The organism is Coleofasciculus sp. LEGE 07092 (genome assembly GCF_015207375.1).
GTDB lineage: Bacteria > Cyanobacteriota > Cyanobacteriia > Cyanobacteriales > Coleofasciculaceae > LEGE-07092.
Map to the genome: position 1 here is coordinate 61,172 of NZ_JADEWY010000001.1, position 13,606 is coordinate 74,777.

General features: G+C 43.7%; 11 protein-coding genes. 5 read left to right on the forward strand and 6 right to left on the reverse strand.

The window, feature by feature from the left end; genetic code table 11:
- Window positions 1-15: 15 nt before the first annotated feature.
- Window positions 16-948, forward strand: coding sequence for a polysaccharide pyruvyl transferase family protein (locus IQ257_RS00295; protein ID WP_193872206.1), 933 nt, complete (start codon window positions 16-18; stop codon window positions 946-948).
- Between the two features lie 62 nt (window positions 949-1,010).
- Here the strand turns inward: IQ257_RS00295 and IQ257_RS00300 are convergent, their stop codons facing one another.
- From IQ257_RS00300 to IQ257_RS00325, 6 genes are all read right to left on the reverse strand, one after another.
- The gene (locus IQ257_RS00300; RefSeq protein WP_193872208.1) at window positions 1,011-2,060 is read right to left on the reverse strand and encodes a glycosyltransferase family 1 protein; all 1,050 of its coding nucleotides are present in this window, start codon (window positions 2,058-2,060) and stop codon (window positions 1,011-1,013) included.
- Between the two features lie 42 nt (window positions 2,061-2,102).
- On the reverse strand, window positions 2,103-3,197 hold the full coding sequence (locus tag IQ257_RS00305) for a glycosyltransferase family 4 protein (protein ID WP_193872210.1): 1,095 nt from the start codon (window positions 3,195-3,197) through the stop codon (window positions 2,103-2,105).
- 119 nt (window positions 3,198-3,316) lie between these two features.
- Complete coding sequence (gene hpsE, locus IQ257_RS00310; RefSeq protein ID WP_228060300.1) at window positions 3,317-4,309, reverse strand: hormogonium polysaccharide biosynthesis glycosyltransferase HpsE; 993 nt, start codon at window positions 4,307-4,309, stop codon at window positions 3,317-3,319.
- A 331-nt stretch (window positions 4,310-4,640) separates the two neighbouring features.
- On the reverse strand, window positions 4,641-5,840 hold the full coding sequence (locus IQ257_RS00315) for a glycosyltransferase (protein WP_193872212.1): 1,200 nt from the start codon (window positions 5,838-5,840) through the stop codon (window positions 4,641-4,643).
- A gap of 9 nt (window positions 5,841-5,849) precedes the next feature.
- Window positions 5,850-7,532, reverse strand: a complete 1,683-nt coding sequence (locus tag IQ257_RS00320) for a glycosyltransferase family 39 protein (protein ID WP_193872213.1) — start codon at window positions 7,530-7,532, stop codon at window positions 5,850-5,852.
- 137 nt (window positions 7,533-7,669) lie between these two features.
- Window positions 7,670-9,307: an LA_3751/LA_3752 family putative glycosyltransferase gene (locus IQ257_RS00325; protein ID WP_193872215.1), complete on the reverse strand. Its 1,638-nt coding sequence runs from the start codon at window positions 9,305-9,307 to the stop codon at window positions 7,670-7,672.
- A gap of 89 nt (window positions 9,308-9,396) precedes the next feature.
- On the opposite strand from IQ257_RS00325, the gene IQ257_RS00330 reads away from it, so the two are divergent.
- The 4 genes from IQ257_RS00330 (at window position 9,397) to cofH (ending at window position 13,466) form a co-directional block, all read left to right on the forward strand.
- Window positions 9,397-10,371, forward strand: a complete 975-nt coding sequence (locus tag IQ257_RS00330) for a glycosyltransferase family 2 protein (RefSeq protein ID WP_193872217.1) — start codon at window positions 9,397-9,399, stop codon at window positions 10,369-10,371.
- A 47-nt stretch (window positions 10,372-10,418) separates the two neighbouring features.
- Complete coding sequence (locus IQ257_RS00335; RefSeq protein ID WP_193872219.1) at window positions 10,419-11,123, forward strand: TVP38/TMEM64 family protein; 705 nt, start codon at window positions 10,419-10,421, stop codon at window positions 11,121-11,123.
- Between the two features lie 118 nt (window positions 11,124-11,241).
- Window positions 11,242-12,207: a glycosyltransferase family 2 protein gene (locus IQ257_RS00340; RefSeq protein WP_193872221.1), complete on the forward strand. Its 966-nt coding sequence runs from the start codon at window positions 11,242-11,244 to the stop codon at window positions 12,205-12,207.
- Window positions 12,208-12,281: 74 nt separating this feature from the next.
- On the forward strand, window positions 12,282-13,466 hold the full coding sequence (gene cofH / locus IQ257_RS00345) for a 7,8-didemethyl-8-hydroxy-5-deazariboflavin synthase subunit CofH (protein WP_193872223.1): 1,185 nt from the start codon (window positions 12,282-12,284) through the stop codon (window positions 13,464-13,466).
- Window positions 13,467-13,606 lie beyond the last annotated feature (140 nt).

Genomic DNA, 13,606 nt, shown 5'->3' on the forward strand with positions numbered 1-13,606 from the left:
ACTATCGGCATAAAAATGAAGCTCTACTACTACAAATTTGATAAACACGCCAATTTTGGTGATGAACTCAACCCTTGGATCTGGAAACAACTCATTCCCCACATTTTGGATGAAGATAAACGAACCCTGTTTGTGGGTATTGGAACTTTACTCAACAGAAAATTACCCAAAGCAGAGAAAACCGTTGTATTTGGCACAGGTGTGGGATATGGGTATGGAACTGTACCTAAAATTAATGATTCTTGGACTATATACTGTGTCAGGGGACCCCTTTCTGCTCAAGCGCTCGGTGTTCCAGAAGACTTAGCTGTTACAGATGCGGGCTTACTCGTAAGGCGATTATTTCCGGCTAATTATTCTAAAACCCAGCAGTTTGCTTTCATGCCTCATTTTAAGCACGCCATTTCTGCAAGTTCAGCCTGGGCTTCCATTTGTGAACAACTCGGATTCGCATATATTGATCCGTGTTGGTCAATCGAAAAAGTTTTATCAGCGATTAGCGAAACCGAGATATTAATTGCTGAAGCCATGCATGGTGCTATCATTGCAGATGCTTTGAGAGTGCCTTGGATTCCGATCAAAACCAGTGCCAATATTAACTCCTTTAAATGGCAGGATTGGTGTCTTTCTCTAGGAATTGAATACCAACCTCGATATGTTATGCCCCTCTGGGATTTCTATCCAGTGTTTCCTGAAGCTCCTTCGACTCGCTTGCGTATTCGCCCAGAAATTAATTATTGGATAGATTGGTTAAAACAGGAGCAATTAAATGTGTTTAATAAAATTGGAGGTGATCCAAACCAGCGAGTTGCCAGACAACTTATGGATATTGCAAAAACGGCACAACCCTTTTTAAGCGATGAGTTAATCGTTGAACGTCTCACCCATGAACTTGAAGCAAGACTAGAGCAATTTAAGAATGATGTTAGAATTGGCTGTTTTTTTTAACGAGCCAATGATGAGCTCAACCGTTAAGTTTAATTGTTCCTACCTACTTAAAGCTTTGATTCTTAATTTTCTGGAAAAATGAGTTTTGCGATCGCTTCTGCGGTTCGTTGTTCTCGCCAAATCCAGTGATTATCCTGTCCCTTGTCGCGGATGTGAGTGACACCTTGGTCAATGAGAGAGCCGATTTCGTCAAATGTTGAAAAGGTTGCACCAATTGGGATGGGGCAATTTACTTGATGGTTGATAACTGGATAGTCAGAGGCAATTATATAGCATCCACAAGACCCAGCATCACTAATGACACCACTGGTTCGGTAGTAATAACGGTCTTTGTCATAGTGAATTACTAAAATATCGATTTTCCTTAAGACGTTAATATAATCATCTTCCTTCGTCGTGTCGTAGAGTTTTACTCCCAGTTTGTCTAAGTAATCAGGTTTTTGTCCAAAAGGAGTGCCAATGATTAGCTCGCATCTGTCTTTATTTGAGGCGATGTAATCTTGTAATTTTTCAATCAGTTTGGATATGGGTTTATCCTGTCGGATCATGCCCACTACACCTATTTTAGTTTTGGCGGTTGTTGTTAATCTTTCTCCTGGCATGAGCTTAGGAGTTGCTTCGCTGATGATTGGATGAGGGATGATTACTTTTGATGAATCAGGTAGTCTAAATTTTTCTGGAATCACATCATCATCGATTTCAAATAGAATAACTTTTAATTTACTGAAAAACCGCAAATATTTTTTTAAATAGAGTAAACCCCAAAATTTTATTCGGCTGTTCATTGCAAATTGTTGATTGCCATGTAAGCTAATCAATACCTCTTTACCACATAATGCTAGTAAAGGCAAAACACTAAATAGATGCTGGTTATATATTTCAAATACAAAAATCATATCAATGTCTTTTAATTTAAAGGCTCTTACCCCCATAGAAATGTGGCGATACTCGCGTCGTAGCTGGAGTCCTATTGAGTAATTTTGAATTGATTGGGTAACTTTTTTTACTAAAGGTGGTATAGGAGTTTCGATAGACAAAAAACCGATAGTTTTGTTTTTAACGTATTGGTCAATTAGAAGAAGGTCTTTGAGTCCCGGATGCATTAATTGCATGAGCAAAATAAATGAATATATCTTAAACATTTATACATGATTTTAACTCAATTCTCTAAATACTTTTGCAATTTCCTCTACGACCACTCTCTGACTAAAATATTTCTCTGCAACAGTTCGTCCTTGTTTGCCGTATTCATCAGCTAATTCTCTATTTTTAAAAAACAGGACAAGAGCTTCATACCAATCCGAGTTGTTCATCGCCTCTATCCCTAAGTTTCCTAAAGCAAGTACTTCTGCATTCATACCCACAGGAGAAACAATAACGGGTATACCACACGCCATATATTGAAGCATTTTGAAACTGCATTTTCCCTTAGTCCATTCGTTATCTGGCAAAGGCATTAGACCCACATCCATTTGTTTTACGACGTCCGCTTCTGTAGCTGGAAACCAAGGGATATATCGGACTCTATCACTAGGTAAAGATTTAAAAAATGGTGGTTTATCCGCCATAATTAAAAGCTCTGATTCAGCAAATTTATTCATAAACTCCCGTAAGGGGGCTTCAATAGTTTTCAAGTATCTAAGATTTCCGGCGCTTCCAGTCCAACCAATCACAAACCGGGTTGATTTCTGTCTTACTTCTGTTAATTCGGGATGGAATCTTTCTGTGTCAATTGCTGTAGGGATTATGCGGATATCGCGGGCATAATCTGCAAACCAATCTGCTAAGTAACGGTTGCCAGCAATAACTACTTCAGCCAGCTTTGCGATTGAACTAATGGATTGAGATACACGTTTTGCGTATAACCTTTCCGAAGAGTATTCTGAGGCACTTGCTAGCCAGATAGCATCATCTATGTCAAAAACTAAGGGTTTTTTGAGTAGGGGTTCAAGAAGACAACGCCCAGGAACTAATTCACGCCCTATCCAAGTAATTTGACTATTCCAGCTACCTAGAATTCCAGGTATCCGACTAGCTAACTTTGCCCCTATCATCATAGCCCTTAACGGTTTTTGGTATTGAGAAGCTAACCCTTTTCCAAAATCCGGGATCAATTTATTTTTATCGATGTTAGGAATATATTCCTGCACTTGAATCCCAATACTTTGCAAGGGGTTGATGTACTGACGCACACGAAAGCGAGTTGATGGTACTAGCTGACCAGAAGTGAGTGCTGCAACTTTAATCATTAACTTTTTTTTGATACGAAAAAACTTAAAAGATCACCTATTTTGTACAAATAAACATGATTTTTAAACTGATTTTGTGGGAAGACAATTGAAACAGTTAAAAATAAGCATTGCGAATATTATTTATAGAAATTAAAATGACTCAATAAAATGCTAACAAGTAATTCCATCTCTCCCGCAACAACTATATCAGTTTTAAGGACGCTTCGATACTTAATGAAGTGACCGATAATTTTCCGTATATCGTTTATCATATAAACGGGAATAATCAAGTTTTTTTGCCAAGGTTTGTAGGCGATCATCCGCGTCTGATACCGACTTAAACCAACTCCTCTGAAGAAACGGATTAAATAATCTTTCTCAAAACGAGATTGAGGAATTTTATGATAAATATGCATATCCTTATTGAACCAAAGTTCCCAACCATCATAAAAAAGATAAGATAACATCTCTACATCTTCACATTTTGTTGATAGAGAAGTTCCAGATACCCCACTAATACTCTGACGTTCGGGAACACTTTTTAGCCAAGCTTCCTTGCGAATAACGACTCCAGCTCCAGGCGGAAACAATTTCTTCCGTGTATTGTTATACCTTGTGTTGTAACAATACGTTTTCGTTCCTTCTAGAATAGCAAAATACCGAGCAATTCTCTCAAATCCTGGCGGGGGTTCTACTTCAAATTTGCCATGGATTTGTCCTCCATAAGCCCCCGCTTGCGGATGAGATTGTCCAAAATGATAGGCTTGTTCCACCCAATTCGAGTCGGGTAAATTATCGTCATCCAGAAAACCAATTAAATACCCCTTGGCTTCTCGAATGGCACATCGCCTAGCAAATGCTAATCCTTGTTGAGGTTCAAAGTAATAATGAATGGGATAAGGTTCAGACCAGTTCCCTTGGTACTCCTTAACGACCTGAGCCGTATCGTCAGTGCTATTATTATCAACGATAATAATTTCCCAAGAAATATCCTCTGTCCCTTCCTGCGATCGCAACTTATCCAGAACCTCTGATAAACGATTCGCGCCGTTATAGGTACAAATCGCGACAGTAAAGTCGATCGCACTCATGCCTTTCATCTTCCTCTGGGGAATAACTCTCCCACTCATTGAATCGTGAGCTGAAGTCGAGCGATCGCTCTCTCCTTAAATTCACGCCACTGGCTGATAACGAATACAGATACGAGATACTATGCCGTATCACTTCCTTGGGGTGAGGGCGCTAGACTTTTGTCAGTCAATCAGGGGTTTAACTATGAGTTTAACCTGTCTTTATAAGACTGTCACTCGGTATGCAAAAATTCCAGATATGCCTGAGTTATTTCCTTCACCGCCAACTCGTAAATGGGATTTAAGCGTGCGATTTTTCCAAAAATGATAAGTTGGGGAGTCATTAGTAGAGACGTCCCATACTACGTCTCTACTTTGATGAAAGAGAATCTCACCCCTGCACATCTGTCACTCGCCAGCTTAGTTTCAAGTTGAGCCAGAAGTTCCATAAGGTGACAGCCGCGATCGCAATCAAGTTGGCGACGTATCGGTTAATGCCAAAAACATTAAAGAGCAAATTCAACAGCAAAACATTCAGGACTAATCCAGCCAGACAGATTGTATTGAACTTTAGCAGGCGTTTCAAGCGCTGGCGTAGTCCTGGCTGCCTACGGGCAATATCTCCAAATGTCCAACAATCATTCCACAAGAAGTTGTTGATAATCGCTAACTCTGAGGCAATGATTTTACTGCGAGTTAGCGGCAAACCTAGGGTGTTGGGGTCACTGAGCAGGTAAAGCATTCCCATATCCACTACGACACCTGTCAAACCCACGATACCAAACCGGAGCAACCGCCCGATGTGTCCCAATGAGAGGCGCAAGCGAAGCAAGTGCTGTAAGTACTCCACATACTGCTTCCAAGTAACCTTACTCTCACCCTCAATACGCTCTTGAAAGACATAGCCCACTTCGCCAATCCAGGCTACTTTTCCCCGAGCGAGGACTTCAATAAGGATTTTGTACCCCAGAGGACTCAGAGGGCGACCCACCAGACATTCGCGGCGTACCATAAAATATCCACTCATAGGGTCAGAGACGCGACCAATCACCCCTGGCAGTAAAACTAACCCGACAAGTTGAGCACCACGGGATAAAAATCGGCGCACCACACTCCAGTCACTAACACCACCACCTTCTACATGGCGACTAGCGGCTGCCAAATCTGCCCCCCGCCGGATTTCACCCCACAATTTTAATAGCAACTCTGGAGGGTGTTGGAGGTCGGCATCAATCACGCCCAATACCTCTCCCCGCGCTGCTTGCCAGCCGCGAATTACTGCGGTAGAGAGTCCCCGTTCCTCAACCCGCCGCATGACCCGTAGTTGAGGATAGTCGCACATGAGTTCCTGGGCGATTTTCCAAGTTCCATCGGGGCTGTTGTCATCTACTACAATCAGTTCGTATTCTCCCGGTATCTCGGCATCCAATAGCTGGCTGAGTTGCTGGACAATCTTGGGGATGTTCTGTGCCTCTTTGTAGGTGGGAATGACTAGGGAAAAACGGAGGGGAGGCTCATCGGTGGGTAAATTAGGAATGTCTAAAGTCCCTGAAGGAATGGGTAAAAGGGAATTCGGTTGAATTAAACTCATGGGCTTTTCCTAAGGGGTAGAAGCGGAACGCTTATAAAGGTAGGCGGTGAACTGGTCTAACTCCATCGTTCCCGACAGTTGCTGCTTTGCCTCTAACTGGAACTGAGGTTCTAGGATTTGCCGAACTTGCTCTCGTTCGCTGGGTGTAGCGGCAGAACCCCAGACGGGTCGAGCGCTATCTAGCCAGAGAATGCGCTGATACTGAGTAGGTTCAGATGCCAGGGTTTTTTCTAAAGCGGGTGCCAGTTGAGCCGATTTTTGAGCCAGTAACATTATGGGTAATTGGGGAGGAATGTAGTAAGCCAAACGCAGCACATGACCCCAAGCATTGGAGCTAATAGCGATTAAAGTCGGCGTTGTCGGTTCCTGCTGAAGGATGGCTGCCACTCGGTGAAACATCCAGCGAGGACGAGTGCTAAAGTCCGCGACGCTAATGCTCAAATACAACAGCAACAAAACAGCAGCGGCTGTAGGTCGCCATACTGATGTTGCTCGTTCGAGGCAAGCGGCAATCAGGAGCAGGCATCCGGGTAAAATAAAAATCATTGACCGTCCCCAACCAAAGCCGACGGTAAACTGACCTTTGACAACATCTAAAGTTAACGCCACTAACAGGGGAAAAATTCCTAACAGCAGTGCTATGCCTAAAATTTGACGCCGATTCTGACGCCACAGATTAATACTACAGGCAACCAGTAGAGCGATCGCAGCGATACCGGCTACCGTTACACTTACAGGAGGTAAACGGCTAACCCAGTCCCCCACTACCAAATGAATACCTAGGGTTTGGGTTACACCTTCTACGTGCTTCAATGCCGTTTCAATTAAGCTATCAGACGCTCCAAACCTCTCGAAGTCAGCATTCCGCAGTTGCTGCCTAGTTCCCCACAGTACCCAAGGAACCGTTAGCAATACTCCCGCACCAAAGCGCAGTCCATGTTGCCACCATCGCTGCCTGTCTAACCACAACACCAGGATGACTAAAGCCAGTAGAAAATAGGCATAGTAATAAAACGTTAGCAGCCCTGCTGCCACCGATCCAATAAAAATGAGACTCCAAAGAAGTCGAGTCATTTTGCTAGGAACCTCTGCCTCTTTGAGTCCCAGTTTTGGAGCATCAATTAGTTCTAGCAACGCCCAAGCACTCAGAATTACCCAAAGCACGAGCAGTCCGTACATCCGCACGTTTAACGAGTGGAACAGATAGTAGGCATTCGTTCCCAACAGGGCAGCGAGTAACAAGCCACCGCGATAGCCTAGCAGACGACGACCCAAACCAAACGCACTGCCAATGGTTCCAATACTCAATAAGGCTCCCAAACCGCGCATTGCTGCCTGTCCATTGCCGAAAAGCCGCAGCCACAAATGTTGACTCAGAAAAAATAGGGGGGGATGGGGTTCTCCAGCCAAACCCCTGAGCATATTTTGCACGGTGTCTAAAATATCGTCGATCCCCTTTTCAAGGGGTAAACTCAGCAACGGCGTGTAGTTGGCTAAGACGACGGGTGTATCTTGAGGAGTTTCATAGGCTGTTTTTTGACCGGTAATCAACAGAAGGGACAAAACTTCGTCGTACCAAAATTCCCGGCGACTTAAGTTAACAACTCTTAACAGAACTGCGATCGCAATCACAATCAACAGTACTGAAGAAAAGCGCAGGGATAGTTTCGAGATCGGGAAACTCCGGCTCATGGGAAAGGCTTTAAAAGTTTCTTTGTCAGTTTAATCGATCGCTCGCAGAGAACTGGACAGAGCTACACCAATCTTGACAAAAACTATGTAGGGAGAGATTTAGTTGGGTTCTGTCAAGATTTGGTATGGCAGTACACTTAAGCTCCCTTATTTATCGAGGCTTCATAAATAGGATATTTGCCATACTCCCCTAATTTTAATAACTCAATTTGGAATTGTTGATTGCCACGATTAAATTTTCGTGTTTCCACACCTTCTTCAGGAGGTTGGCACTTACGATAGGGATAGCACACGTAAATAAACTTTGGCTGCCCCTGTTCTATTAAAGCTGTACCTAATTTAACCAAATCCTGACTGTTTTCTGCTAAAAAGAATACCTTATTTTGGCTCAACCCAGGTTCTAAAGCCTGAGCCACAAATTGATGAGACATAGCAATTGTATTAACGGGCTGCTTTTGCAAGAATTGGATAGCAGGTAAAATCCCTTGGTGATTTTGCTGTAAGTAAACGGTTCCAGCATAGGTGTTTTTGTAAGTTACAAGAATCAACAACATAGACAGAACACCTAGAGTTCCATATTTTAAACTAGAGCGCTGAGTTTGCCAGATTAATTGCAACTCGTTAACACTCATCAAGACAACAATTGGAATGAGGATTAACAAGAATCTCGCTCCCCATTGCTTTCCACCAGCAATCAGACCCGCTGTACCAACTGGAACGATCACAGAGACACCCACAACAAAAACTAAACAGATGAGATAAATGAGGATGAGTCTTGGTGTTAATTTTACCGTTCTCATCACTAGAGCTAGCCCTAAATATAAAACCGGGAAAAAGGCAACTTGAAAATACTCAAAAAATGCATAACCTAATCCTTTAAAGTTTTCCCAAGCATCTTTTAATTTATCAATTAAGGATAAATCTTCGACGATTTGAATAGCATGAATTCCTAGAGGATGACTATAAATAACTTGATTAGATACAAAAAATAGTACAACCGTTACAATTAGGCTAGCTAGAAAAATGAACTTATGGTTAGCCAAAAAAGTTAACTGATTTAAATGAAGGGGTTTGTCTGCCCAATTGAATTGAGGAGTATTGGCTAAAGCTATACCAGCAACGATTACAAAGACAATTGCACTCAGACAAAGAAACTCAGGTCGCAACCAAACAGACAACCCAATTGAAACTCCACTGAATACAGCCTCTCTTTTTGATAAACCCTCTGACTGTTTGGGAATTAGCAGTAGCGATAGCCCATAGAACGAAAGTGCTACGGCTAAAGTGTGTTCCCAATACATGGCACTGTACATCGACAAGGGTGAAGCAAAGATGAGAATAAATAGAGCAAGTGATGTACTAATTGGGGAGAATTTTAAACGGCGACACGCGAAGAAAAAATTTAACCAAATTGCCCAGGTAGAAACCAGAGGAATGATATAAAGACCTCGGTAGCCAAAAAGGGCATGAAATGGTGCAGTAATCAAAGGAAATGTATAAGGAAACGTTATGTAATGTCGATTTTCTAAGTGATAGACAAAGGGTTCTTCAAAAGGGTACAAGCCATTTTCCCAAAGGCTACGCACCCAACTTTGGGGAGGTGGAACTAAGTCAACTCGAAACTGACCACTACTCAACTGTTGGGCTAATAAGGCTTTCAGACCGGCATCACCACTAAAGAAAACTCCATCGGGAATTTGCCCTTGTAAATATAAAGAAAATAAAACACCACACAAGATAACAATTAAAGGAAGGCTGTATGATTTGATTGTCATGGTCTGGTGAAACGTTTTAAAAAGAAAACACCTTGAGGGAGTACCCTATCTCAGAAAGAGGATTAGTAACTCAATATAGACGTTTGACGATGCCCATTGATTTAAATCCTGTAGAACTCTCGGTAGTTGTACCACTTTACAATGAGGAACTCAACATTGATTACCTGTTTGAGCGACTCCTTTCCGTGCTGGATGGAATGAACATCAGTTACGAGATTGTTTGTGTCAATGATGGCTCTAAAGACAACACACTACAGCGTTTAGTTGAATACCATCATCGTAACCCAGCGATTAAGGTCGTCAACTTGTCCCGCAACTTTGGCAAGGAAGTTGCCCTGACTGCTGGAATTGACTACGCTAGGGGGGCTGCTGTCATCCCTATTGATGCTGACCTCCAAGACCCGCCAGAATTAATCAAGGAATTGGTGGCAAAATGGCGCGAAGGCTATGATGTGGTTTATGGTACAAGGCGATCGCGCCAAGGTGAAAGTTGGTTCAAACGCTGGACAGCGAACGCCTTCTACCGCACTATCGGTCAGATGAGTCGCGTACCCATTCCCCGCGATACTGGTGACTTTCGCTTGCTAGACCGCCGTGTAGTGGAAGTCCTCAAGCAAATGCCAGAACGGACGCGGTTTATGAAGGGGATGTTTGCTTGGGTGGGTTTCAATCAAACGTCTATTCTCTTTGACCGGGAACCCCGCCTCAAAGGGGTGACGGCGTGGAACTATTGGAAGCTTTGGAATTTTGCGATTGATGGAATTACCTCCTTTAGCTTTGTCCCGCTGAAAATTTGGGGTTACGTTGGCATTATAATATCGTTATTTTCCTTAATTTATGCCACTTTTTTAGTCATTCGCACGCTGATTTCAGGGATTGATGTTCCTGGTTATGCCTCTATTATGGTGGCTGTTCTCTTTTTGGGAGGGATTCAGCTTCTAACTTTGGGTATTATTGGGGAATATTTGGGTCGTGTCTATGAGGAAGTTAAGGGACGACCTCTTTATTTAGTTCGAGATTACTACGGTTTTGAGAAGAAGCAGCCGGCTGATGAGGAAACGTAAAACTCTACTTCCCCCATTCCCTATTTTAAAGCTAGGAGACTTGCTTAGTGTTCAATTTTAAAAATGGTATTTTTCTTCTCACCATTATCTGTATTATTGCCACAGGTATAGGAGTTTACCTGTTAGGAGGTATCGACCAAGAACAATTGCAAGTTTGGCTGAAACAAGCGGGTATCTGGGCACCCATTATTTATATCGTCCTCTATACAGTAGGAACAATATTAATATTGCCTTCAACGCCACTCAACCTCAGCGGTGGTGCAATTTTTGGTGCTGGGTGGGGGACGCTTTGGACGAGTATTGCTGCGGTAATTGCCGCGATAGTAGCATTTGCCTTTACCCGCACGGTGGGACGGGAGGTGATGGCGAGAAAATTAGCCGGACGCTGGGAAGCCATTGATGCCGAGATGCGTCAGGGGGGCTTATTTTATATGTTTGCCATCCGTCTGCTGCCGATTATTCCCTATGGAATCGTCAATTTTGCAGCGGGTTTGACTTCGATTCGTTTCCGAGATTACCTAGTGGGTACGCTTCTCGGCACTGTTCCGGGAATCCTGCCCTTTGTCATGATGGGTTCGGGGTTACAGGCACTCAAAAGCGGTGATGTTATGCCTTTAATGTTCGCTTTGGCGTTGACGGGAATGCTAGTTGGCGGCGCTACCTGGTATCGACGCCACCGCCAGTCTCCTCAGAAGGCTTTAGAAGAAATTGAGCGATCGCGTTCTTCAAATTCTGGTGAGGATGTTAAGTAGTATGAGCGGTGTTTTGGACTACTTACAACAAAATAGCGTCAAGGCTATGATGTTATTTGTGCAATTGAGCGATCACCTCAGAGAGTAATGTTAGCTGACATCTTGCAACCGATCAATTATGCAGCCAAAATATTCCTTTATCATTCCCATCTACAACGAAGAAGAAACACTCCTTGAACTGTATCGTCGGGTCAGTGCTATAGCGGATCGCATGGATGATTTAGTCGAAATTATTTTAATCAATGATGGTAGTCAAGACCAATCTTTAAAAATAATCCGAGAATTTCATCAGCAGGATCAGCGAGTGTGCTACCTCAGTTTTGCACGCAACTTTGGTCATCAAATTGCTGTGACGGCGGGTCTAAATTTTGTGCGGGGTCAGGTTATTGTCGTCCTTGATGCCGATTTACAAGATCCACCGGAGTTAATCCCAGATATGGTTGAAAAGTGGCGGCAAGGGTATCAAGTGGTCTATGCGCAGCGAATCAAACGTCGGAAAGAGAGTTGGTTCAAGCGCTTCACTGCCTATTCATTTTATCGCATCCTCAAGTACCTAGCTGAGGTGGACATTCCCACAGATACAGGGGATTTTTGTTTAATGGATCGGCAAGTGGTTGATGTGCTTAACTCCATGCCAGAGTGTAACCGCTATATTCGAGGACTGCGGTCATGGGTTGGCTTTCAGCAGACAGCTATTCGATTTGAACGTGACTCGCGCTTTGCGGGAGAAGTAAAGTACACATTCGGCAAATCCTTAGGATTAGCGGTGAACAGTTTAGTCTCGTTCTCGAAAGTACCGTTACGACTTTCCACTTATATTGGGTTGCTATCGGCTGCATTAGCGTTATTTATGTCGGTGTTAGTATTGTATTGGCGCTTGACTGAACCGGATTCCCCCTTAACAGGATTTGCAACGATTGCGATGGCTATTTTCTTTCTAGGTTCAGTGCAGCTTATTAGCATCGGTATATTAGGTGAATACATTGGGCGAATTTATGAAGAAGTAAAAGGCAGACCGCTTTACACATTAGCCGAAGTGGGTGGATTTGATAGCCACCTGAAATTTTATAAAAATCAGCGATGAAATATCTGGCAAAGTTTACTAACCAGTGACTTAGCATAGTACCATCAGGATGAGTAGTCCCTGATTTTCGCCCTGTGATTCTTAGCTCCGTTAATACCATTCTCAACCGCGCCCTTGCGGGTAAAGACATTTCCCCAGAAGACGGTGTTACTCTCCTCACGCAAACTGAACCTGCTGCTGTAGCAGCCATTCAAGAAACAGCCGACCAACTGCGCCACAAACAAGCTGGCGACACCGTAACCTATATTATTAACCGCAATATAAACTTTACTAATATCTGTGAGCAGCACTGTAGTTTTTGTGCCTTTCGCCGCGATGCGGGTACAGAGGGTGCCTACTGGCTGGATTGGGGGCAAATTGTAGAAAAAACAGCGGACGCGGTACAACGAAGGGCTACGGAAATTTGTATGCAGGGGGGACTTAACCCAGAAGCAAAACTTAACGGTGGGGCTCTACCCTATTACCTGCAATTAGTAAAAACGATAAAACAGGAATTTCCCCAGCTTCACCTCCATGCCTTCTCTCCCCAAGAAGTGCAGTTTATTGCCCAACAAGACGGACAGAGTTATGCCGATGTAATTGTCGCTTTACGGGATACTGGCGTTGGTTCAATGCCGGGAACAGCAGCAGAAGTCTTAGATGATAATGTGCGGCGAATTCTCTGTCCGGAAAAAACAAATACGGCAACGTGGTTAGAAATTGTGGAAACGGCACATCAACTGGGAATGCCAACGACTAGCACAATGCTATCGGGGCATATTGAAACCCCAGAGCAACAGATGGGGCATTTGGAAAAATTGCGATCGCTCCAACAAACGGCTCTTGATCGGGGATACCCAGGTTACATCACCGAATTTATCCTACTGCCCTTCATCGGTCAAGATGCCCCCAAACCTCTACGCCGTCGCGTCGGACACGATCAACCCGTCTTGGAAGACGCCCTTTTGCTCACAGCCGTAGCGCGAATTTTCCTGGGCAATTGGATTCCCAATCACCAACCAAGCTGGGTAAAACTGGGTTTAGACGGTGCCACAGAAGCTCTCAGATGGGGCTGTAACGACATTGGTGGCACCTTGATGGAGGAACACATCACCACAATGGCAGGGGCTAAAGGCGGCACTTGTATGGAAGTAGAGACGTTGCAGGGAGCAATCACTTCTCTAGGGCGTCCCTATCAGCAGCGAGATACACTGTATCAACATCTGCAAACCCCTCTCAATAAGCCCAAAAACCAGCCCGGAGTTCAAACTCCGGGCTAATAGATCAAGTCCATTAAAATGGACTTGAAGTCTTATCCAGTCGTCTTTAGACGACTTGAGCTTTTAGCCAGTTTAAACCCCTGGCTTGTTAACTGCCGTGTGGTAGGGGGTATAGAGTGATCGCGAGAGGAGTAACACCT

Excerpts from the sequence above, each read along its gene's own strand:
- IQ257_RS00295 (WP_193872206.1), top strand. The coding sequence starts at position 16 with ATGAAGCTCTACTACTACAAATTTGATAAACACGCCAATTTTGGTGAT.
- IQ257_RS00300 (WP_193872208.1), bottom strand. The coding sequence starts at position 2,060 with ATGCAATTAATGCATCCGGGACTCAAAGACCTTCTTCTAATTGACCAA.
- IQ257_RS00305 (WP_193872210.1), bottom strand. The coding sequence starts at position 3,197 with ATGATTAAAGTTGCAGCACTCACTTCTGGTCAGCTAGTACCATCAACT.
- hpsE (WP_228060300.1), bottom strand. The coding sequence starts at position 4,309 with ATGAGTGGGAGAGTTATTCCCCAGAGGAAGATGAAAGGCATGAGTGCG.
- IQ257_RS00315 (WP_193872212.1), bottom strand. The coding sequence starts at position 5,840 with ATGAGTTTAATTCAACCGAATTCCCTTTTACCCATTCCTTCAGGGACT.
- IQ257_RS00320 (WP_193872213.1), bottom strand. The coding sequence starts at position 7,532 with ATGAGCCGGAGTTTCCCGATCTCGAAACTATCCCTGCGCTTTTCTTCA.
- IQ257_RS00325 (WP_193872215.1), bottom strand. The coding sequence starts at position 9,307 with ATGACAATCAAATCATACAGCCTTCCTTTAATTGTTATCTTGTGTGGT.
- IQ257_RS00330 (WP_193872217.1), top strand. The coding sequence starts at position 9,397 with ATGCCCATTGATTTAAATCCTGTAGAACTCTCGGTAGTTGTACCACTT.
- IQ257_RS00340 (WP_193872221.1), top strand. The coding sequence starts at position 11,242 with ATGCAGCCAAAATATTCCTTTATCATTCCCATCTACAACGAAGAAGAA.